The organism is Streptomyces sp. NPDC060000 (genome assembly GCF_042737375.1).
In the GTDB taxonomy this organism is placed as follows: Bacteria; Actinomycetota; Actinomycetes; order Streptomycetales; family Streptomycetaceae; genus Streptomyces.
Window position 1 is genome coordinate 1 of sequence record NZ_JBHWUU010000068.1, and the last position, 20,349, is coordinate 20,349.

19 protein-coding genes and 6 tRNA genes are annotated in these 20,349 nt (G+C 72.6%); 10 read left to right on the top strand and 15 right to left on the bottom strand.

Annotated elements, in window-relative coordinates; translation table 11 throughout:
• Positions 1 to 46: 46 nt before the first annotated feature.
• Positions 47 to 118, bottom strand: a tRNA-Val gene (locus tag ACFWBB_RS30465).
• A gap of 78 nt (positions 119 to 196) precedes the next feature.
• Positions 197 to 655 (bottom strand): TIGR02611 family protein, encoded by a 459-nt coding sequence (locus tag ACFWBB_RS30470; protein WP_385278714.1) that lies wholly within the window; start codon positions 653 to 655, stop codon positions 197 to 199.
• Between the two features lie 191 nt (positions 656 to 846).
• On the opposite strand from ACFWBB_RS30470, the gene ACFWBB_RS30475 reads away from it, so the two are divergent.
• Positions 847 to 1,260: an SsgA family sporulation/cell division regulator gene (locus ACFWBB_RS30475; protein ID WP_004002642.1), complete on the top strand. Its 414-nt coding sequence runs from the start codon at positions 847 to 849 to the stop codon at positions 1,258 to 1,260.
• A gap of 275 nt (positions 1,261 to 1,535) precedes the next feature.
• Entirely contained in the window at positions 1,536 to 2,096 is a 561-nt protein-coding gene (locus ACFWBB_RS30480; protein ID WP_385278719.1) for a CGNR zinc finger domain-containing protein, read from the top strand.
• A gap of 115 nt (positions 2,097 to 2,211) precedes the next feature.
• Here the strand turns inward: ACFWBB_RS30480 and ACFWBB_RS30485 are convergent, their stop codons facing one another.
• Positions 2,212 to 2,412 carry a hypothetical protein gene (locus tag ACFWBB_RS30485; RefSeq protein WP_385278826.1) on the bottom strand — a complete coding sequence of 67 codons (201 nt, stop codon included), beginning with the start codon at positions 2,410 to 2,412 and terminating at the stop codon, positions 2,212 to 2,214.
• Between the two features lie 130 nt (positions 2,413 to 2,542).
• Entirely contained in the window at positions 2,543 to 3,013 is a 471-nt protein-coding gene (locus ACFWBB_RS30490; protein WP_385278818.1) for a hypothetical protein, read from the bottom strand.
• Positions 3,014 to 3,300: 287 nt separating this feature from the next.
• On the opposite strand from ACFWBB_RS30490, the gene ACFWBB_RS30495 reads away from it, so the two are divergent.
• Positions 3,301 to 3,873, top strand: coding sequence for a DsbA family protein (locus ACFWBB_RS30495; RefSeq protein ID WP_385278721.1), 573 nt, complete (start codon positions 3,301 to 3,303; stop codon positions 3,871 to 3,873).
• Between the two features lie 22 nt (positions 3,874 to 3,895).
• Here the strand turns inward: ACFWBB_RS30495 and ACFWBB_RS30500 are convergent, their stop codons facing one another.
• From ACFWBB_RS30500 to ACFWBB_RS30510, 3 genes are all read right to left on the bottom strand, one after another.
• Positions 3,896 to 4,720, bottom strand: coding sequence for a GNAT family N-acetyltransferase (locus ACFWBB_RS30500; RefSeq protein ID WP_385278723.1), 825 nt, complete (start codon positions 4,718 to 4,720; stop codon positions 3,896 to 3,898).
• A gap of 94 nt (positions 4,721 to 4,814) precedes the next feature.
• Positions 4,815 to 5,636: an aminotransferase class IV gene (locus ACFWBB_RS30505; RefSeq protein WP_385278725.1), complete on the bottom strand. Its 822-nt coding sequence runs from the start codon at positions 5,634 to 5,636 to the stop codon at positions 4,815 to 4,817.
• Entirely contained in the window at positions 5,633 to 6,757 is a 1,125-nt protein-coding gene (locus ACFWBB_RS30510) for a chorismate-binding protein (RefSeq protein WP_385278727.1), read from the bottom strand. The genes ACFWBB_RS30505 and ACFWBB_RS30510 overlap by 4 nt, the downstream gene beginning before the upstream one ends.
• A 189-nt stretch (positions 6,758 to 6,946) precedes the next feature.
• On the opposite strand from ACFWBB_RS30510, the gene ACFWBB_RS30515 reads away from it, so the two are divergent.
• The 5 genes from ACFWBB_RS30515 (at position 6,947) to ACFWBB_RS30535 (ending at position 7,408) form a co-directional block, all read left to right on the top strand.
• A tRNA-Gly gene (locus ACFWBB_RS30515) sits at positions 6,947 to 7,019 on the top strand.
• Positions 7,020 to 7,057: 38 nt separating this feature from the next.
• Positions 7,058 to 7,131, top strand: a tRNA-Cys gene (locus tag ACFWBB_RS30520).
• Position 7,132: 1 nt separating this feature from the next.
• Positions 7,133 to 7,204 (top strand) — tRNA-Val (locus tag ACFWBB_RS30525).
• 26 nt (positions 7,205 to 7,230) lie between these two features.
• A tRNA-Val gene (locus ACFWBB_RS30530) sits at positions 7,231 to 7,302 on the top strand.
• Positions 7,303 to 7,336: 34 nt separating this feature from the next.
• Positions 7,337 to 7,408 (top strand) — tRNA-Val (locus ACFWBB_RS30535).
• Between the two features lie 55 nt (positions 7,409 to 7,463).
• Here ACFWBB_RS30535 and ACFWBB_RS30540 read toward each other — a convergent pair.
• The 3 genes from ACFWBB_RS30540 to ACFWBB_RS30550 all read right to left on the bottom strand — a co-directional run bounded on the left by ACFWBB_RS30540 (position 7,464) and on the right by ACFWBB_RS30550 (position 9,218).
• Positions 7,464 to 7,760 (bottom strand): zf-TFIIB domain-containing protein, encoded by a 297-nt coding sequence (locus ACFWBB_RS30540; RefSeq protein ID WP_385278729.1) that lies wholly within the window; start codon positions 7,758 to 7,760, stop codon positions 7,464 to 7,466.
• A gap of 81 nt (positions 7,761 to 7,841) precedes the next feature.
• Positions 7,842 to 8,783 carry a phosphotransferase enzyme family protein gene (locus ACFWBB_RS30545; RefSeq protein WP_385278820.1) on the bottom strand — a complete coding sequence of 314 codons (942 nt, stop codon included), beginning with the start codon at positions 8,781 to 8,783 and terminating at the stop codon, positions 7,842 to 7,844.
• Positions 8,784 to 9,023: 240 nt separating this feature from the next.
• Positions 9,024 to 9,218, bottom strand: coding sequence for a hypothetical protein (locus tag ACFWBB_RS30550; RefSeq protein WP_351762250.1), 195 nt, complete (start codon positions 9,216 to 9,218; stop codon positions 9,024 to 9,026).
• Positions 9,219 to 9,829: 611 nt separating this feature from the next.
• Between ACFWBB_RS30550 and ACFWBB_RS30555 the strand changes: the two genes are divergently transcribed.
• Entirely contained in the window at positions 9,830 to 11,191 is a 1,362-nt protein-coding gene (locus tag ACFWBB_RS30555) for a protein kinase (RefSeq protein WP_385278822.1), read from the top strand.
• Between the two features lie 45 nt (positions 11,192 to 11,236).
• Here the strand turns inward: ACFWBB_RS30555 and ACFWBB_RS30560 are convergent, their stop codons facing one another.
• Both ACFWBB_RS30560 and sigK read right to left on the bottom strand, forming a co-directional pair.
• Positions 11,237 to 11,989 (bottom strand): anti-sigma factor domain-containing protein, encoded by a 753-nt coding sequence (locus tag ACFWBB_RS30560; protein ID WP_385278732.1) that lies wholly within the window; start codon positions 11,987 to 11,989, stop codon positions 11,237 to 11,239.
• Positions 11,979 to 12,551, bottom strand: a complete 573-nt coding sequence (gene sigK, locus ACFWBB_RS30565; RefSeq protein ID WP_385278735.1) for an ECF RNA polymerase sigma factor SigK — start codon at positions 12,549 to 12,551, stop codon at positions 11,979 to 11,981. Before sigK ends, ACFWBB_RS30560 begins: the two co-directional genes overlap by 11 nt.
• A 646-nt stretch (positions 12,552 to 13,197) precedes the next feature.
• On the opposite strand from sigK, the gene ACFWBB_RS30570 reads away from it, so the two are divergent.
• Complete coding sequence (locus tag ACFWBB_RS30570; protein WP_385278737.1) at positions 13,198 to 13,542, top strand: hypothetical protein; 345 nt, start codon at positions 13,198 to 13,200, stop codon at positions 13,540 to 13,542.
• A gap of 73 nt (positions 13,543 to 13,615) precedes the next feature.
• Here the strand turns inward: ACFWBB_RS30570 and ACFWBB_RS30575 are convergent, their stop codons facing one another.
• From ACFWBB_RS30575 to cobT, 3 genes are all read right to left on the bottom strand, one after another.
• Entirely contained in the window at positions 13,616 to 14,470 is an 855-nt protein-coding gene (locus ACFWBB_RS30575; RefSeq protein ID WP_385278739.1) for a TrmH family RNA methyltransferase, read from the bottom strand.
• 63 nt (positions 14,471 to 14,533) lie between these two features.
• Positions 14,534 to 15,766 carry a uroporphyrinogen-III C-methyltransferase gene (gene cobA, locus ACFWBB_RS30580; protein WP_385278741.1) on the bottom strand — a complete coding sequence of 411 codons (1,233 nt, stop codon included), beginning with the start codon at positions 15,764 to 15,766 and terminating at the stop codon, positions 14,534 to 14,536.
• 148 nt (positions 15,767 to 15,914) lie between these two features.
• Positions 15,915 to 20,339 (bottom strand): nicotinate-nucleotide--dimethylbenzimidazole phosphoribosyltransferase, encoded by a 4,425-nt coding sequence (cobT, locus tag ACFWBB_RS30585; RefSeq protein WP_385278743.1) that lies wholly within the window; start codon positions 20,337 to 20,339, stop codon positions 15,915 to 15,917.
• Between the last annotated feature and the right edge of the window lie 10 nt (positions 20,340 to 20,349).

Below are 20,349 nucleotides of genomic sequence, written 5' to 3' on the forward strand. Positions count from 1 at the left end.
GCGGTGGCCGGCGTGGGTTTTCTCGTCGCGGCCCCCACGTTCCGGGTGGGCGATACTGGGTTCGAACCAGTGACCTCTTCGGTGTGAACGAAGCGCTCTCCCACTGAGCTAATCGCCCGGACGCAGGAAGAACATTACCCCATGTCACGGGATGGCTGTGACCACGGCCGACCCGTCCCCGCCCCGTCGCCGGGGATCACTGGTCCTTGATCTTCCAGGGCATCTCGAAGCCGAACTTCCACACGTAGACACCCACCAGGACCGAGATGATCACCAGGCCGATCACGGTCAGGATGATGTTGCGGCGGCGGACCTTCGGGTCGAGCGCGCGCTGGGCGGCCTCGGTGACCTTGCGCTTGGTCCAGCGCAGCGCCAGCTGCGCCCAGACGAACTCGGTCGCCCAGATCGCCATGCCACCGAAGATCACGACCCAGCCGGGGCCGGGCAGCGGCAGCATGATGATGCCGGCGACCACCACGGCGAGGCCGATCACGAAGATGCCGACCTGCCAGCTCAGGTGCAGCGCGCGGCGCGCCTTGACGAACTCGGGCGCCCTGGAGCCGAGCTCCTGCCCGTGACCCTCCGCCGCTCCGCCCGATTCCGACCCGTCTGCCGCCACGCCCGCGTCGCCCGGCTCGTTACTCCCCGTGTTCATACAGCCTGACCCTACCCGAGAGAATCCGGTCACCGGAATGGTGGTACCGGGCGAACGCGCTGTCGGCCGGAAGAGTTACGTAAAGGCACGTAAAACACTCAGAGGGGTTTACAACGGCACCGTAGGTGGCATGTCGATTTCGCCGACGTGCGAATCCCCGAGCGCACACTGAGCGAAAGGCCCTGGCGCTTATGAACACCACGGTCAGCTGCGAGCTGCACCTGCGCCTCGTTGTGTCGAGCGAGTCATCCCTGCCTGTCCCCGCAGGCCTGCGGTACGACACGGCCGACCCCTACGCCGTGCACGCCACCTTCCACACCGGTGCCGAGGAGACCGTCGAGTGGGTGTTCGCCCGCGACCTGCTCGCCGAAGGCCTGCACCGGCCCACGGGCACCGGCGACGTCCGTGTCTGGCCGTCGCGCAGTCACGGTCAGGGCGTCGTCTGCATCGCCCTGAGCTCTCCTGAGGGCGAAGCCCTGCTCGAGGCCCCTGCGCGGGCCCTGGAGTCCTTCCTGAAGCGGACGGACGCGGCCGTGCCTCCGGGCACGGAACACCGGCACTTCGATCTCGATCAGGAGCTCTCGCACATCCTGGCGGAGAGCTAGGGCGAGGCTCACACCGAGCTGCCCGGCGCCGTCCACTCGGGGAGACGGCTCGGGCCAGTACAACCGAATAGGGCATGCGCCGACGCCGCGCCACGGGTTGCCGTGGGGCGGCGTCGGCGTGCGTGCGGCCTGGGCACACGGACTCCGCCGGGCCCCGCGGCGTCCGGCGCCCGGGCGATCCGGCCCCCCGGTGGCCGTTGCTCGACGGCCCGGTACGGCTACGATCGGCCAGCATCGGCGGGCGCCCGCCCGACCCCCAGGCCAGGGAGCGAAATGTGCTGATCACCCACGACACCCGGTGCGCGCTCGACGCCGTGGTGGAACTGGTGAACACCGCACCGGAGGACGAGCTGACTCCGGACGCGCTGCCGGATGTCGCCGCCCTCGCGGATTTCGTACGAAAGCACGAGATCAGTGATGTCGGCGTGCTCTCCGAGTTCGACCTCTCCGCGGTGCGCAAGATCCGTGGAAGGTTCGCCGGGATTTTCGCGGCATCGGACCCGCGAATCGCCGCCGGGTTGATCAACGAGCTGATCGCCGCCGCGGGCACCACGCCACGCCTCACGGATCACGACGGCTACGACTGGCATGTGCACTACTTCGCGCCCGGCGCCTCCGTCGCCGACCACCTGGCGGCCGACTGCGGGATGGCGCTGGCGTTCTTCGTGGTGGCCGGGGAGCAGGAGCGGCTCCGGCGCTGTGAGGCCCCGGACTGCCGACGCGCCTTCGTCGACCTCTCCCGCAACCGGTCCCGCCGGTACTGCGACAGCCGGACCTGCGGCAACCGCCTTCATGTCGCCGCCTACCGGGCGCGCCGCAAGGAGGCGGCCGGCTGAGGCCGGCCTGCCGCGCTGGGCCTCACGCGCACTCCCTGACGTCCCTTGCTGGCATTTGATGTCATTGGATGCCGACGCGGCCCCGGCGGGTGACGCCGGGGACCGCGGGTACGGCTCAGAGCAGCAGCAGATCATGCAGCGAAGCCATGAGCAGGAGACACCCGATCACCGCCAGAAAGATCATCAGCGGTGGCTGGGAAAGGGCGAAGAGGCACCCGCGCGGCTCGTCCTGCTGCGGCGCGGCGTCGCTCTGTGTCGTGTCCAGCATCTCGCGGGCGATGATGACGCAGGTGACGCCCTTCGCGCGATCACCCACACGGTTTGAGCGTGAGTGCGCCGGTTTCCGTGACGCCGATGTCGGGCCGTGATCACTTCCGCGCACGGGCAGGCCGACTGTGTCGTTTCAATCGCCGGGCGACTCCGTAGGCGCGGTTACCGGTCCGGGTTCATATGCCGTGCTTCTTCAGGATGGCCTCGATGTCGCTGAAGTCGTCGGAGCCGCCGGTCGCCCGGGGTGCCGCCGCGGGACGCGACGCCGGGCGGGACGCCTGGCCCGACGCCGGGCGGGACGCCTGGCCCAGGGTGGGCGCGGAGGCGGCGGGGGCCACCGCCTCGGCCCGAGCGGAGCGGGCCGCCGCTCTGCGCTCCTTGCGGGTGCCGCCGCGGCGGCGCTCCACGGCACGGGTGGTGGCGAACAGGGCCCAGGCCCCGCCGAGCACGACGAAGCCCGCCCAGGCCGTCGGGCTGAAGGCGGTGTCGGCGATCCAGTCGACGACGCCCGTCATCACCAGGCCCAGCGGCACAAGGGCGTACGCGGCGATACGGGCGGCCGCCAAAAAGCGCTTGCGGTAGGCCGTGACCACCGCGATGCCCAGGCCCGCAGCGGCGACGGCGGAACAGACGGTCTCGGCAATCATCCGGTCCTCCAGGCGTCGGCTCACGGGCAGAAGTCACATCGACTCGGCGACAAGGCCGGACGGGCCCGCGCTTCGTCCCTTCCATCCTGCACCTGCGCACCGCTCGCGGGCCATGCTCCGGCGGGACATCAGGGACATCTCCGGGTCGGCTCCTCCGCAGGTGCCGCACGAACCGGAACCTCCGGGCGGAACGTCCGGGCGGAACGTCCGGCAGAACGCGAGTTCCGCGCCCGGGCGGCCGACGGTCCGGGTTGGGACGGCCCGGCGCGGACTGGGAGACTTGCGTCATGAGCGACTCGTCCCCGACCTCCTCCGCCACCCCGGCCCCGGCTTCCGTCCCCGCGTCCGGCACGGCGTCCGACCGTCCCGCCGTCGTCCTCGACATCTGGTGCGAGCTCCAGTGCCCGGACTGCCGCGGCGCTCTCGACGACCTGCGCGCCCTGCGCGAGCGGTACGGCGACCGGCTGGAGCTGCGGCTGCGGCACTTCCCGCTGGAGAAGCACAAGCACGCCTTCGCCGCCGCGCAGGCCGCCGAGGAGGCCCTGGAGCAGGGCCAGGGGTGGCCGTACATCGAGGCCGTACTGGGCCGGGTCGAGGAGCTGGCCCGCAGGGGGGAACCCTTCCTGGTCGAGGTCGCCGGTGAACTCGGTCTCGACGCCGAGGAGTTCGACACCGCCCTGATCGACGGCCGGCACATCCTGATCGTGGACGCCGACCAGGCCGAGGGCAAGGCGATCGGCGTGACCGGCACCCCGACATACGTCATCGGCGGCGAGCGTCTCGACGGCGGCAAGAGCCAGGAGGGGCTGCGCGAACGCATCCAGGAGATCACCGACCGGCTGCTGGCCGAACAGGCGTGAGGCGGGCTGGGCGCGGGCCGGCTCAGAGCAGGTTCTTGTACATCGAGTAGTACACGGGCAGATATCCGAGCGACTCGTAGAGCCGCTCGGCCGGGGTGTTGCCGGCGAAGACGTTGAGGCCGAGAACTCGCCTGCCCGCCGCGATCGCCTGGGCCTCGGCCAGCAGCATCAGGGAGCGTCCGTGGCCCCGGCCGCGGAACGCCCCGTCGGCCTCGACGTCGAACACGAACGCCTTGTCGCCGACGAACGACAGCCACAGGGTGCCGACCCGTGTGCCCTCCTGCTCCAGGACGCTGAACAGCATGTTCTCCGTCGCCCGGCCCTGCGGCAGCAGCCGTTCGTGGTCCCGCCGCGACCTGGCCCACGCCTCGTCCTCGGGCACCCCGCGATCCGCCCAGTCCTGGGCGTAGGCCGCGACCCCGTGTTCGAGCCAGGGCAGGTACTCGGCCTCCGTCATGGGCCTGCCCCGGCTGCCCCCGGGCAGTCGGGGAGCGGTGGCGCCCAGGGGCTTCTCCATGCCGCGATTGCGGTGGACGTAGCCGAGCGCCGTCGCCAGCCGCAGCGCGGTCTCCGCGTCGGCGGGCACCGTGAGGTCGATCCACTTGCAGCCCCAGCCCCGGGCGACCTCTTCGGCGGCCAGCGCGGCCACCGTGCCCCGGCCGCGCCGACGGTCCGGTTCATCGATGCTCAGGTCGGCGATCCGGGCGGCGTCGGGGCCGAAGCTCGCGGACGTGGAGAGGTGGACCGATCCGACGGGACGGCTGTTCACGCAGACCTGGTAGTGGCGCGACAGCGCCCCGTCAGCGGTGCGCTGAAGCGGCTCGGTCGGCCGCAGGGTAGTGGTCATCAGGGGCTTTCTACCCATCACGGCGGGCGACGTCAGCCTGTTTTCCCGGGTCGTTGCGGGTCCGCTCTCCTGACCGGTCCCCGGTCCGGGTGTCCTACGGGTCGAGGTCGTCGCCGGACCGCTCGGCGAAGATCCGCATCGCCTTGGCGGTCACCGGCCCCGGTGTGTCCGGCAGTTGGCGGTCGTCGACGCGGTGGACGGCCTGGACGTCGCGCAGGGTGGAGGTGAGGAAGACCTCCTCGGCCCGCTCCAGCACGTCCAGCGGCAGAACGGTCTCCTTGGCTCCGGTCCACTCCACGGTCAGCTCGCGCGTGATGCCCGCGAGGCAGCCCGAGGCGAGCGGCGGGGTGTGGATCTCGCCGTCCAGGACGACGAACACGTTGGACCCGGTGCCCTCGCAGAGCTGCCCGACCGTGTTGGCGAACAGCGCCTCGGTGGCGCCGTGTTGATGGGCGCGGGCCAGAGCGACGACGTTCTCGGCGTACGAGGTGGTCTTCAGGCCGGTGAGCGCGCCGCGTTCGTTGCGGGTCCAGGGAACCGTGACGACGGCCGTGGAGTCGGCGCGCCGGGTGGTCCCGCCGAGGGCGACGACGAGGGTGGGGCCCTGTTCGCCGCGGTCGGAGCCGAGGGGGCCGTGGCCACCGGTGTAGGTGATGCGGAGCCGGCCGAGCGGCATCGGGTTGGCCTCGACGACGGCGGCGCAGGCGCGGCGGACCTCGTCGTGGTCGGGGTCCGGCAGACCGAGACCGCGCGCGGAGCGGGTCAGCCGGTCGAGATGGCGGGTCAGCGCGAACGTCACGCCGTCCACCGTCTTCACCGTCTCGAAGATGCCGTCGCCCACGGTCAGTCCGTGGTCGAAGACGGAGACGCGGGCGGACTCGCTGTCCTGCAGCCCGCCGTCGAGCCAGATCTTCACGTCAGTCCCTCTCCCTCGAACTCGTACGATCCCTTGCCCTCGCACGGTCCAGTGCCCTCGCGCGATTCCTTGGCTTCGCACGATCCCGTGCCCTCGTACGTTCCCGACGCTATCGCGAGCAGCCGGGAGGCCTTCAGCTCGGTCTCCGCCCACTCGGCCTCGGGGTCCGAGCCCCAGGTGATGCCGGCGCCGGTGCCGAAGCGCAGCACGGCCGAGCCCCCGCGAGCGCGGTCGATCCAGAAGGTGCGGATGCCTACGGCCAGCTCGCCGGTCCCCCGGTCGGCGTCGACCCAGCCGATGCCGCCGCAGTACGGGCCGCGGGGAGCCGTCTCCAGTGCGTCGATGATCCGCAGGGCGCTGGACTTGGGGGCGCCGGTGACCGAGCCGGGCGGGAAGGCGGCGTCGAGCAGTTCCGGCCAGCCGGCGCCCTCGCGCAGCTCGCCGCGGACCGTGGACACCAGGTGGACCAGACCCGGGTGCTTCTCGACGGCGCACAGGTCGGGGACGGTGACGCTGCCGGTGGCGCAGACCTGCCCGAGGTCGTTGCGGACGAGGTCCACGATCATCACGTTCTCGGCGTAGTCCTTGTCGAGGAGGTCCGCCTCGGTGCGCCCGGTGCCCTTGATGGGCCCCGACTCGACGACCCGGCCGTCGCGGCGCAGGAAGAGCTCGGGCGACGCGGTGGCCGTCTCGATGCCGTGCGCCGGGAGGCGAATCGTTCCTGCGTACGGCGCCGGATTGCCCCGGGCCAGCAGGGCGGTCAGCGCGTCGACGTCGGCTTCGGGCTCCACCGGCGCGGTCAGGACCCGGCAGAGGTTGGCCTGGTACACCTGGCCGGCCGCGATGTGCTCACGGATGCGGCGCACTCCCGCCGTGTACGCGGCGCGGTCGAGCGAGGACGTCCAGTCACCGGGCGAGGGCCCTCGCCACGCCCCGGGCACGGGAGCGGGCACGGTCTCCTCACGCACGTCCGCGAAGCGCGCGCAGACCGGACGGCCCTCGAAGTCGGCGCAGACCGCCCAGAATCCGGCGGCGTCGAGGGCCGCGGGATCGCTGGTCACGTCGAGGAGGCCAGTGGCGACACGGGTGCCGAAACGGGCGAATGGAGGGAGATCGAGCACGTGGTCGAGTGTATGGCGGCGCTCCCGGGACGCGGTCCGGACGTGTCCCGCATGTCCCGGCCAGGGGTCCTGACCAGGTCCGCGAGCAGACACAGCGCAGCACGCTGCGCAAACGCGTTTTTGTACTGGCCCGGGTATCCGCTAGAGTTCAACACGTCGCCGGGACGCGAGAGCCGACCGAACCGACAGGCGGACGTAGCTCAGTTGGTAGAGCGCAACCTTGCCAAGGTTGAGGTCGCGAGTTCGAGCCTCGTCGTCCGCTCGAAGGAACAAGGGGTCTTCCCGGTCCCCTGCACTCCTGGTGGAGTGGCCGAGAGGCGAGGCAACGGCCTGCAAAGCCGTCTACACGGGTTCAAATCCCGTCTCCACCTCCAAGGACGATTAGCTCAGCGGGAGAGCGCTTCCCTGACACGGAAGAGGTCACTGGTTCAATCCCAGTATCGTCCACTGGATCTGTTCGAGGATCCGAACCCGCGCGATTAGCTCAGCGGGAGAGCGCTTCCCTGACACGGAAGAGGTCACTGGTTCAATCCCAGTATCGCGCACGCAGTGCATGCGGCCTTCGGGTCGTGGTCCCGAGGACGATTAGCTCAGCGGGAGAGCGCTTCCCTGACACGGAAGAGGTCACTGGTTCAATCCCAGTATCGTCCACACACCGAGAGCCCCCGGCCGCCTTCGCGGTCGGGGGCTTCTTGTCGGTGCCGGTTCAGCTGGAGAACAGCATGTGACCGAAGCTCTTGTGGCGCTGGTGGCCACCGTAGTGGCCGCCGCCGTGGTGACCGCCGCCGTGCGGGGCGCCCCAGGCGGGAGCGGCCGGGGCGGGGTACGCCTGCGGGGCGGCCGGGGGCGGCGGCGCCGGCTGGGACCACTGGGACTCGACGCGGGTCAGCGCCTCCAGCTCGCCGTAGTCGAGGAAGATCCCACGGCAGTTGCTGCACTGTTCGATCTGGACGCCGTTGCGGTTGTACGTCTGCATTTGAGCGTGACACTTCGGGCACTGCATGATTCGGCTCAACTCCTCGCCGGTCGGTGCTGTTTCGCCTACCGCCAGGACGGACACTGTCCGGCTGCGGTCGGTTGCACCCTACTTCGCGGAATCCGCCGCCAACTGCGGGGGGACGAAACCCATTCGGGCACAGGCGTCGACGAGGCACTGTTCGACCTCGTCCAGCGACCGTCCCTGCGCGACCGACTTCGTGACAGCCCGTGCCGTCGTCTGCACCGTGAGTGCCCGGGCCGGGACGTCGAGCGCGTCCCAGGGGTCGCCGTCCCGGGGGACGGCGGGGCCGCCTTCGGCCCGGTAGGCCGCCAGGAAGCGGGACCACTCCTCGGGCGGGAGCAGACCGCAGGCGAACCAGGCGGCGGGGCGGGCGAGGTCCCAGGCCGGGACGCCGACGCCGAGATCGTCGACGTCGATCAGGAGCCAGGGGCCGTCGGGGGCCGGGTGGCGGACGAGCTGGCCGAGGTGGAGGTCGCCGTGGCAGAGGGTGGCGGTGTGGGGCATGGGGGCTTCGGCGCGGGCCCAGGCGGGGAGCGCACGCCAGGCGCTCAGGACGGGCGCGACGGCGGGGTGCGGTCCGGCCGCGCGCAGACGGGCCACGGCGTGGGCGGCCTTGGCGGGCCCGCGCATCCCGGGCAGGGTGGCCGGTGCGGGCGTGCGGTGCAGACGGGCGAGCAGGATCCCCGCAGCCTCCCAGGGAGCCGTGTCGGGGTCCTCCGGGTCCACCGCAGTGCCGTACGGCCAGAAGGTCACCAGACGGCCGTGGAGCGGGGTCGCGGTCGGTGTGAGCGGCGGGAGGAGGATGCCGGGGAGGCCGGCGGCCAGGGCCAGGCGCGGGGCGAGCCCGGCCGGGTCGGTGTCGGGGGCGTGCGCCTTCGCGACGGTACCGGCGTGCCGGACGACGGTGGCGTCGGGGCGGTCGGCGAGGACGGCCGCGCCGCAGGGACAGGCCGACGTGATCTCGTGGGCCCGGGCTCCGGCTCGGAGGGTGAGCTCGACGAGCAGGGGGTGCTCGGTCACGGGCATGGTCACGGGGCTCCCTGGGCGGCGGGCGGGTCTCCTCGCGAGGGTACGCAGCCGGGGCCACCGACATCGCGGGACGACGGGTCGCGGGGGCCAGGGACCAGGGGCCAGGGGGAAAAGCAATGCAGGCGCAGCTCCCCAGCTGCGCCTGCATTTTTTGCCGTCCGCCGCACCCCCGTCCCCACGGGGTTTCATGGGTGGATGTCCCCGCCCGGACCGCTCATCCGGGCCTGGGGTCGCCGCTCAGCGCCCCAGCATCACTCCCACGGACGACGCCTGTGTGGCCACTGTCTCCCAGCCGTCGAAGACGACGAGGAGCAGGACCGCCAGAGGAAGGGCCATCAGTGTCGCCACCAGGGGGTGGCGGCGGCCCGTTCGACGGGGGCGCGTACCGCGTCCCTGTGTGCGGATCATCGTCCGCGGTGCCGTAAGGGCCATGGTCCCTCTCCTGACCTGATCAGTTGTCGTTGGCAGCGGCGGGTGTCTGACCTCGGGGGACGAGTGCTGCACCCGCCGCTTGACCTCAAATCTAGGCGGATGGCCGCCGTCGCACGTCATGCCCTCGTACCGATTGCCGGGCCTCCCGGAGGATGAGCCGTGACCTGCGGAGTACTCCCCTGGGTGGAGACGTGCCCCTGGGTCTCGGGGTCTTTCCGGAGGGGCTGTCCGGTCCGGTCCGGTTTTCCCGCCCGCCCGGGGGCATGAGGCGGGGTCCCGGCGTGACTTCACTCACTTCCAGCCCTCTCTGTCGTACCGGCGTCTCCGCTCGGCGGCCCGTCCGGCCGGCCGGCGCCCCACGGGTCCGCGTCCCCCCGTGAGCGGCGACGCCGCTTCCCACGTGGTCACCCTTCGTGGGTCCAATCCGCCTTTCGCGAGCGGTGGTTGAGAGCACCCGGCCGCCAAGGTGTGCCTGTGCGCAGGCTTCCTGACCACGCTTCAAGTCGCCCTGCGTGCCCTGACAATCGATCGGTACGAGAGGGCGCGGCCTCTGCGCGCGAACGGCCGTGGAAACGTAAGCTGTGCCACGTCACACGGACCGGGCAGCGGGGATGAACATGGCGATGATGCGCCTGAGGCGCGAGGACCCGCGCGTCGTCGGCTCGTTCAGGCTCCACCGACGGCTCGGCGCGGGTGGGATGGGCGTCGTCTACCTGGGCTCCGACAAGAAGGGGCAGCGGGTCGCGCTGAAGGTGATCCGGCCCGATCTGGCGGAGGACCAGGAGTTCCGGTCGCGGTTCGCGCGCGAGGTGTCGGCCGCTCGGCGGATCCGGGGCGGATGCACAGCGCGGCTGGTCGCGGCGGATCTGGACGCCGACCGGCCGTGGTTCGCCACGCAGTACGTGCCCGGGCCCTCCCTGCACGACAAGGTCAACGACGAGGGGCCGCTCGGGGCCGCCGAGCTGGCCTCGATCGGGGCCGCGCTGTCGGAGGGGCTCGTCGCCGTCCACGAGGCCGGGGTCGTGCACCGGGACCTGAAGCCCTCGAACATCCTGCTCTCCCCCAAGGGCCCGCGGATCATCGACTTCGGCATCGCCTGGGCGACCGGCGCCTCCACGCTGACGCACGTCGGCACGGCGGTCGGCTCCCCCGGGTTCCTCGCGCCCGAGCAGGTGCGCGGGGCACTGGTCACCCCGGCCACGGACGTGTTCTCGCTCGGTGCCACGCTCGCCTACGCCTCGACGGCCGACTCGCCCTTCGGGCACGGCAGTTCCGAGGTGATGCTGTACCGCGTGGTGCACGAGGAGCCGCAGCTGAACGGCGTACCGGACGCGCTGGCCCCGCTGGTTCGGGCCTGTCTGGCGAAGGATCCCGAGGAGCGGCCCAGCACGCTCGATCTCTCGCTGCGTCTGAAGGAGATCGCGACCCGGGAGGCCCAGGGTCTGGCGGAGGCGCGTCCTCCGGTGCCCCGGGCGGCCGAGGCGGATCGTCCCACGGGCCGCCTCTCCGACACCGGTTACCCGGAGCGCACACTGCGCCAGCAGTCCGGGCCCGGCACCCCGCCGCCGCGCAACGGAGCGTCGTCCCCGCGCGGTCCGGTTCCCTCGCGGGGTGGTGCGCCGGCTCGCGGGGGCAACGCCCCGCGCGGTGGCGGTGCCTCGTCGTCGCGGTCCGGAGCCCGGCCGGCACCCTCGCGCGGCACCCGGCCCGGCGGCGGCAACAGGCCCGCTTCCCGTGGCGGGGCCGGGCGTCCGGGGCCGAGGACCACGGGGACCGGGCGGCGGCCCGCCAATCCGCGTCTGCTGCGCCAGCGGCTGTTCGTGTTCGTCGTGGTGACCCTGCTCGTCGCGCTCGGCATCGCCCTCGTCCAGGGCTGCGAGGGCCCCGCGCGCGGGCTCGGCGGCCATGGGGGTGTCGTACGGCAGGAACAGCAGCAGCCGCGGCCACTGCCGGGTGACCCGTTCGAGGACTGAGCCGGAGCGGAGCCCGTGGGCGGCCGGGCAGGTGGGACGGTCGCGTCAGCCGGCTATGGGGATGACGCCGAGCGGCTCGGCGGTGGGCTGCGGTGAGCCGCCGGCCGGTTCGACGGTGATCCCCACGGCGACGGCATCGTCGGGCGATCCCTTCAGGATGTGGGAGCCGTTCGGCGCGATGCCGGTCACGAGGCCCGCCGAGCGGACATCGCCCGCCGCAGCCGCGTACCAGAGCTCGTAGACCTTGCCCCCGGTCAGGGCCGGAAGGCCGTATGCGGCGAACACCGCCCGTGCCTGGGCTCGGGAGACCACGACGGCGGCCGTGGTCCCACCGGTCAGTTCTCCGGCGTGAACGGTGGCGTCGGGTGCCGTGAGGACCTCGGTGATCGCGGCGCCCGCGGTGCGGGCCTGCTGCTCGGCCCGATCCGCCCGGGTACGCGCGTCGTCCGCCTCGACGTGCTGCCGGACGGCGACGCCGCCGAGCACGGCTGCCGCCGCGATGCTCGCGGCGAGCGCGAAGTGCAGCGCCCGCCGGCCGGGGGCCCGGGGGCGGTGCGGGACGCAGTCCCGACGGGTGTGGGCGACGGCCTGAAGAGTGCGGGCGCGTGCCTGCGGAGTCACCGGGACGCTCCGCACCGAGGCGCCGAGCCGGGCGGCGGTCTCCAGGAGATCACCGGCCTCCCGGTGGCACTGCTCGCAACCGGCGAGATGGTTCTCGAACGCCGCTTCCTCTGCGGGCGGCAGGGCGTACAGTGCGTACGCACCGATGGCCAGGTGAGGATCCTCCTCAAGCGTCATTGTCGGCCTCCAGACAGGCGCGCAGTCGTCGGAGCCCCGCGCGCATTCGGGACTTCACCGTGCCTTCGGGGGTGGAGAGGGCCTCGGCGACCTCGAGACAGGTCAGGCCCTGGTAGTAGGCGAGCATCAGCGGCACTCGCTCCTTGCGGGACAGCGAGGTGAGGCAACGGTGCAGTCGCCGCTGTTCGTCGTGGTTCTGGACGATCTCGGCCACCTCGTCGAAGGGCCGCTCCGCCTCGAGGACGCCCGTGCGCTGTTCCCGTTCCGTGCCCGCCTGCGCGGAGCGGACCCGGTCCACCGCCCGCCGGTGGGCAACGGTGAGCACCCAGGCCTTCGCCGTTCCCCGCTCGGGACGGTAGCGGTCCGCGGTGCGCCAGACCTCGATCATGACCTCCTGGGTCACCTCCTCCGCCTGAGCGACGTCCCGCAGGATCCGGCAGGCCAGTCCCATGACGCTGTCGGCCAGCGCGTCGTAGACACCGGTGAAGGCGTCCCGGTCGCCGCCGGCCACCCGGGCCAGCAGATCCTCCACTCGGGCGGGCGGATCGAAGCTGTGCGGCAAATTCTCGCTCCCTCGTGCCTTGTGCCTCGTGGGTCATGCCTTGTGCTTCATCCCCTGTGCCTCGTGGATCTCGCCTCGTGCCTCGTGCCTCGTGCCTCGTGCTTCGTGCTTCGTGCCTCGTGCCTCGTGGTGACTTCGGACGACCCGCCCTCGGCCGTGAGCAGAGGGAAGGGACGAGCACCCGGAAGCTCTTCTCCGCTCGGTGGCCGGGCCGCGCTCGGATCCCCCTCGAGCAGGACGGGTACGACGGGTACGGTCCTGCCGTCGCCGGTGCGGACCGGACCGGACCGGCCGGAGCCGTCCGCCCAGCCCGTGGACGGTTTTCGTGCGCAGGGGATTCGTAGCCGCACGGCACCCGGATGCCGCGGTGTTGCACACGGAAAGCCGCAGGTTGTCACCCGGGCGGCCGAGTGGACGTTCGCGTGTCCCGGATGGCTGTGCCGCGGCCCCGGGAGCTGCGCCACGAATTTTTCGGCTGTCTCGTCATCTGTCCGGCCGTCGGGTCCGAATCCCCCGCGTCCGGTACAGCGAGACGGGACGGTCTCCCTTTCGTCGTCCGCGGCGCGTCTTCGGTGCGGCCGTGGAGGGCGAGCGGTGTGACTCGTCGTACGTGCTCGTCGCTGACTCTTCGAGGGAGATGTGTCCGATGACCGCTTTCCTGCGAGTCCGCCGCCTGGTGGCCGGAGCCGCCGCGACGGGCCTACTGGCCGGAGGGGCCGTGCTCGGCATGTCCGGCGCGGCTACCGCGGATCCCGCTCCCCCGCCCTCCCCCTCGTCGGTGGTGACCAGCGACCACGACGGCAACTGCCACTGGGTGAAGGGGCACTGGGAGAAGACGTGGGTGAAGGGCCACTGGGAGAAGAAACGGGTCGATCACAAGACCTGGCACCACGGCCACTGGGAGCACCACATCACCTACAAGTGGGTCCATGTTCCCGGCCACTGGGAGCACCAGTGGGTCAAGGGGCACTGGGAGTGCCACCACCACTGAGCGCGGACGCCCGCCGGTGAGGGCCGCCACCGCGTCCTCCGGCCCTCACCCGGGTCTGCGCCCGGCACGTCGCTCAGGCGGGCCTCGGCCGGGTCGCGTAGAACGCGACGGCGGAGGCGGCGGCGACGTTCAGGGAGTCGACCCCGGCGGACATGGGGATGCGCACCCACTCGTCCGCTGCCCGCAGAGCGTACGTGGACAGTCCGTGTCCCTCCGACCCGAGCATGATGGCGCACCTCTCGAAGCGTTCCGGGTCCAGCTTGTCGAGGGGGGTCGCCTTCTCGTCCGGGGTCATGGCGAGGATGTCGTACCCGGCGTCGCGCACGACGTCGAGTCCCGCCGGCCATGCGTCGAAGCGGGCGTAGGGGACCGAGAAGACGGCACCCATCGACACCTTGATCGCCCGCCGGTAGAGGGGGTCCGCGCAGTCCGGTGACAGCAGGATCGCCCTGATACCGAGTGCGGCCGCGCTCCGGAAGGCGGCCCCGAGATTGGCGTGGTCGACGAAGCCCTCGAAGATCGCGACCCGGTGACCCGCGTCGTCCCGCGGAACCCCGGGGACGACGCTCCGGCGGGCGGCCAGGAGGAGTTCGGCGGCGGTCGGCAGCGGCTTGCGCTGCATCGAGGCCAGCGCGCCGCGGTGGACGTGATAGCCGGTGACCCGTTCGGCGAGCTCCGGGCTGACGGCGTAGACCGGCGCCGGGAGTTCGTCGATGACGTCGCGCATGACGTCGACCCACTTGGCGGAGAGGAGCATCGAGCGCATCTCGTACCCGGCGTCCTTGGCCCGGCGGATGACCTTCTCGCCCTCGGCGACGAACAGGCCCTCGGCGGGCTCGCGCCTGCGGCGCAGCTCGACGTCGGTCAGGCCGGTGTAGTCGCGCAGGCGCGGGTCGTCGGGGTCCTCAACGGTGATGAGATCGGCCACAGGGTGATACTGCCTTGTCCTGGGTGTGGTGCCAACGGCTCGGAACGGTTGCGTTACCGGCGGTTACTCGGAGGTCCGCGAGCCGACGGTGACGACCGCGCCGATGATGATCACCGCCGGAGGCCTGACCTCCTGGATACGCACCGCCTCGGCGACCGTCGCGAGGGTCGCGTCCACGCGGCGCTGAGCGGCCGTGGTGCCCTCCTGGACGAGGGCGACCGGGGTGTCGGGCGACTTGCCGTGCGCGACGAGCGTCTCGGCGATCTTCCCGATCTTGTCGACGCCCATGAGGATCACCAGGGTGCCGGTGAGCTTGGCGAGGGAGGGCCAGTCGACCAGGGATCGCTCGTCGTCGGGGGCGACATGCCCGCTGACCACCGTGAACTCATGGGCGATGCCCCGGTGGGTGACCGGGATGCCGGCCGCGCCAGGCACCGAGATCGAGCTGGAGATGCCCGGCACCACCGTGCAGGCGATGCCGGCCTCGGCGAGGGCCTGGAGCTCCTCCATCCCACGGCCGAAGACGTACGGGTCGCCGCCCTTCAGACGGACGACCGACTTGCCCTGCTTGGCGTGCTCGATCAGCGCGTTGTTGATGGCCTCCTGGGCCATGTACCGGCCGTAGGGGATCTTCGCGGCGTCGATCACCTCGACATGCGGCGGGAGTTCGGCGAGGAGGTCGCGCGGGCCGAGCCGGTCGGCGATGACGACGTCCGCCTCGGCGAGGAGGCGACGCCCTCGGACGGTGATCAGATCCGGGTCGCCGGGACCGCCACCGACCAGCGCGACACCGGGGGTCCGGGTGCGGTGGTGGGGGGCGACGAGCGTGCCGTCGCGCAGTCCCTCGACGACCGCGTCGCGGATGGCCGCGGTGTGGCGCGGGTCGCGGCCGCGGGCGTCGGTGGTGAGCACGGCGACCGTGACACCCTCGCTGTGGCCGGTCGCCGGGGTCCAGGCGGTGGCCCGGTCGGCGTCGTCGGAGCGGACGCACCAGACGCGGTGCGCCTCGGCCTCGGCGGAGGCCCGGCCGTTCGCCTCGGGGTCGCTCGTGGCGATGAGGGCGTACCAGGCCTCGGCGAGGTCACCGTCGGCGTACGGGCGCCTTGACCAGGTGATCTCGCCCGCGTCCGCCATCGCTTCCACCGAGGGCGTCGCTCCCGGGGACACGAGGTGGATGTCGGCGCCTGCCGCGATCAGCGCGGGAAGCCGGCGCTGGGCGACCTGGCCGCCGCCGAGGACGACGACCCTGCGGCCGGCGAGTCGGAGGCCTACGGGGTAGGCGGGGTGTTCGGCCATGAGGGTGCGGCTCCTCGTACGGGCAGAGAGCAGAGAGTGGGCGCTGCGGCTCTGGAGCGGCCCTGACGTGCGCATTTTAGAGGTGGGTTCAGCATGCGGCGGGGCCGGGGGCAGCACAAGCGCATGCCCGCCGGCCCCGGAGCGGGCTCTACTTCTCGGTCACACCCGCCGAATCGAACGTCGCCACCTCGTGCATCGCGCGGGCCGTGCTCTGCACCAGCGGCAGGGCGAGCAGGGCGCCCGTTCCCTCGCCGAGGCGGAGGTCGAGGTCGACCAGGGGGCGCAGGCCCAGCTTGTTCAGGGCCGCCACGTGGCCGGGTTCGGCGCTGCGGTGGCCCGCGATGCACGCCGCGAGGACCTCGGGGGCGATGGCGCGGGCGACCAGGGCGGCGGCGCCGGCGCTGACACCGTCCAGGATCACGGGCGTACGGAGGGAGGCGCCGCCCAGGAGGAGGCCGACCATCGCCGCGTGCTCGAAGCCGCCGATCGCGGCCAGGACGCCGATGGGGTCGGCCGGGTCCGGCTGGTGGACCTCCAGCGCACGGCGCACGACCTCGGTCTTACGGGCCAGGGTCTCGTCGTTGATACCGGTGCCCCGCCCGGTGACCTCGGCCGGGTCGGCGCCCGTGAAGACCGAGATGAGGGCCGCGGACGCCGTGGTGTTCGCGATGCCCATCTCGCCCGTGAGCAGCGCCTTGTTGCCGGCCGCGACCAGGTCGCGGGCGGTCTCGATGCCGACCTCGATGGCCTGCTTGGCCTCCTCGCGGGTCATGGCGGGGCCGGTGGTCATGTCGGACGTGCCCGCGCGGATCTTGCGCGGCAGAAGCCCCGGGGTGGCGGGGAGCTCGGCGGCGACGCCCACGTCCACCACGCAGACCTCGGCGCCCACCTGGGTCGCGAAGGCGTTGCAGACCGCTCCCCCGCCGAGGAAGTTGGCGACCATCTGGGCCGTCACCTCCTGCGGCCAGGGGGTGACGCCCTGCGCGTGCACACCGTGGTCGCCGGCGAAGATCGCGACGGCCGCGGGCTCCGGGATCGGAGGCGGGCACTGCCGGGACAGCCCGGACAGCTGCGCGGAGATGATCTCCAGCATGCCGAGCGCGCCGGCCGGCTTCGTCATGCGCTTCTGCCGCTCCCAGGCCTCGCCGAGCGCCTTGGCGTCGAGCGGGCGGACACTGGCGACGGTCTCGGCGAGCAGGTCGTGCGGGTCCTCGCCGGGCAGCGCGCGACGGCCGTACGTCTCCTCGTGGACGACCCAGGACAGCGGACGGCGCTTGGCCCAGCCGGCCTGCATCAGCTCGGGCTCGTCCGGGAACTCGTCGACGTAGCCGACGCAGAGGTAGGCGACCACTTCGAGGTGCTCGGGCAGGCCCAGCGCGCGGACCATCTCGCGCTCGTCGAAGAAGCTGACCCAGCCGACGCCGAGGCCCTCGGCGCGGGCGGCGAGCCAGAGGTTCTCGACCGCGAGCGCGGAGGAGTACGGCGCCATCTGCGGCTGGGTGTGACGGCCGAGGGTGTGCCGGCCGCCGCGGGTCGGGTCGGCGGTGACGACGATGTTCACCGGGGTGTCGAGGATGGCCTCGATCTTCAGTTCCTTGAACTGCTTCGCCCGGCCCTTCGGCAGGGACCTCGCGTACGCGTCACGCTGACGGGTCGCCAGCTCGTGCATCGCGCGCCGGGTGTCGGCGGAGCGGATGACGACGAAGTCCCAGGGCTGCGAGTGGCCGACGGAGGGCGCCGTGTGAGCGGCTTCCAGGACGCGCAGCAGCACCTCGTGCGGGATCGGGTCGGCGCGGAATCCGTTGCGGATGTCCCGGCGCTCGCGCATGACCTTGAGGACGGCCTCGCGCTCGGCGTCGTCGTACGCGGGCGCGGCGGGGCCGGTGGACTCCTGAACTTCTTCCACTGCGGCCGGGCTCTCTTCCTGGTCGGCGGCCCTGGTTTCCAGGTCCTCCGGGCTCTGTGCGACCTCGGGGTCGAGGTCGGTCTCGTGCTCCGGGTCCGGGATCGCCGGGGCGGGAGCGGGGTCGGCGCCGCGCGGAGCGGGGACCGTGGCGGCGGGCGGCGCGGCGCCTGCTTCGGCGGTCTGCCGCTGTTCCGCCGCCGTGTCGGGGGCCTGCTGCTCCGTGGGGAGGGTGAGGGTGTGCGGCGGGGTCGGGGCGAGGTGCGGGGCGGTGGGTACCGTGCCCTCGGCCGGCACGAACCGGTTCAGGTGCTGGTCCGGGACGGGCCGGCCCGCGACGAGCTGCTCCGGCTGGTTCGACGGCTCCGGCCGGTCTGCCGGGTCCGGCTGCGCCGAGGGGGCTGCGGCCGTGAGGAGTTCCGCGGCGGGGGGACCGGCGAGCGGTGCGGCAGCGGCCACCGGGGACAGCACGGGCTGCGGGTGCGCGGGCGACTGCTGCGGCGGTTGCGGGGCGGCGAGGACGCCCACGGGGACTGCCGTGGGTTCGGGGGAGGCCGACACGGCGGGCGCCTCGACGGGCGACTCCGCTCTCTGCGACTCCGGCTCCGGCTCCGGCTCCGGCTGTACCTGTACCTGTACCTGTGACTGTGGCTGAGGCACCACAACGGGAGCGGTGGAGGCGGGCGCCGGCTCTTCGGTCAGGGCTGCGGACTCGGACTCGGGTTCGAGTCCGGCTTCGGCTTCGGCTTCGGGCTGCGGGGTCGTCTGCGAGGCCGGGGCCTCCGGGATGTGAGATGCGGGGGCCGCGATGTGGACGACCGGGGCGAGTGTCTCGTTCGAGTCCTCCACCGCCGGCAGGGGTTGCGGTTCCACCTCCGGCTCCGGCTCCGGCTCCGGCTCCGGTGCGAACTGAGCGTCCGGGGTCGACTGGACGAGCTGCTCCGGAGCGGGTTCCACCGACGGGGCGGGCTGCGGCTCCGCCTGCCGGCCGGTCGGCTCGACGGGGACTGCCTCGGCGTGCGCCACGGTGGCGTCGACGGACTGAACGGCTTCGGTGACGACGGCGGCGGGCGCCGGGGCGGAGGCCTCCGGCTCGAAGGACGTCTCGGCCGCCATCGGTTCGGGCGCGGCCGCCATCGGTTCGGGCGCGGGTGCCACCGGTTCGGGCGCGTCGGCGATCACAGCTCCGGCGGGCTCGGAATCCTCAGCGGGGCTGGGCGCCGGGGTGGGCTCAAGGACCTCGAACGGATCGGCTGCGGGGACGACGTCAGCGGCGGCCGGGACCGTCTCGTCGGCGGGTGCCTCGTCAAACTGAGCCTGCGTGTCGCCGAGGTCGACGTGGGACTCCTGGGACTCCGACCGCGGCGACTCCGACTCCTCGGGCTCCGAGTGCTGCGGCTCCTCGGCCGGGCTCGCCTGAGCGACCTCGACCACTTGCGCGTCAGTGGCCTCAACGGCGTTCACCTCAGGAACGTGAGCGGTCTCAGCCACCTCGGCCGCCCCCGCCGGTTCTGCCACCTCGGCCGGTTCTGCTACCTCGGCCGGCACTGCCACCTCGGCCGGCACTACTGCCACCTCGGCCGGTTCTGCCGCCTCGGCCGGTTCTGCCACCTCGGCCGGTCTTACCGCCTCCGCCGGTTCTGCCGTCCCGGTGACGACCGGTTCGGTCGGCTGCGTCTCTTCGGCGGCGGCGGCCGGCTGCTCCGCGTACGCGGCCTCGTGGACCTGCGCCGCTCCCGGTGCCCGCGCTCCGGCGGACGGCACGGCATCCACGTCCGCGGCCCGGTCGTCGCCGGAGAAGGGGATGTCGGCCGCGTCCTGTCCGTACTGCCCGCCCACGACGGCGGGAGCAGCCTGCTCCGCCTCCGCCATCATCGCGGCTCCGAGCAACTCTCCGGGGTCGATGACCCCGTACGTCGCGACAGGACCCGCGGCGTGCACGGCCTCGGCCTCGGCCTCCTGAGCGTCCTGGGTCTCCAGGGTCTCCAGCGTCGCCTGTGCCTCCTGCGGGGCGGTCGCGGCGATCGCCTCGGTCGCCACCCGGGCCACGACGGCCTGGGCGACGCCGACCGGCTCGGGCTGCGGCGAGGCAGCGACGGGCGCCGGAACAACCGTTTCCGCAGCCGTCACCCCGTGAGCGACCGGCGCCTGGGCGGTCACCTGGGCCGTGGCCTGCCCGGCGCCCCAGGGGGACGCGCCCTGCGGGGGCATCTCACGCAGCTGTGGGGCGTCGAGGTACTCCGGGCCGGACGCGGGCGGGGCGGACTGCCGCACCGGCGCGCCGGCGGGACCCCGGTCGGCGAGAGAGCGGACCGGGCTGGCGGAGGCGTCGGGGATCGGCGGACCGAGGTGCAGCGGGCGGCGCGGGGCCGCCTGGGGCACCGAAGGGCCGGGCAGGCGGACGCCGCTGAGGTCGACAGAGCCGCTGTCACGGCCGCCGGTCTCGTGCGGGCCCGGTTCGTGCACCGTCTCGACCACCGGTTCCGGAGTAGGCGGCGCCACCTCGTTGCCCCAAGCGCTCTGGGCACCCGGCAGCAGCAGCAGGTCTTCGTCCTCGGCGGTGGTCTCGGAGAGGTAGGTGTACGCGCCGTGCGCGGGGGCGCCCGGCTGTTCCACCATGCCTGCGTTCTCCGGCAGTCCCTCGCCCGGAACCTGGCCGGTGTCGGTCATGCGTACCCCT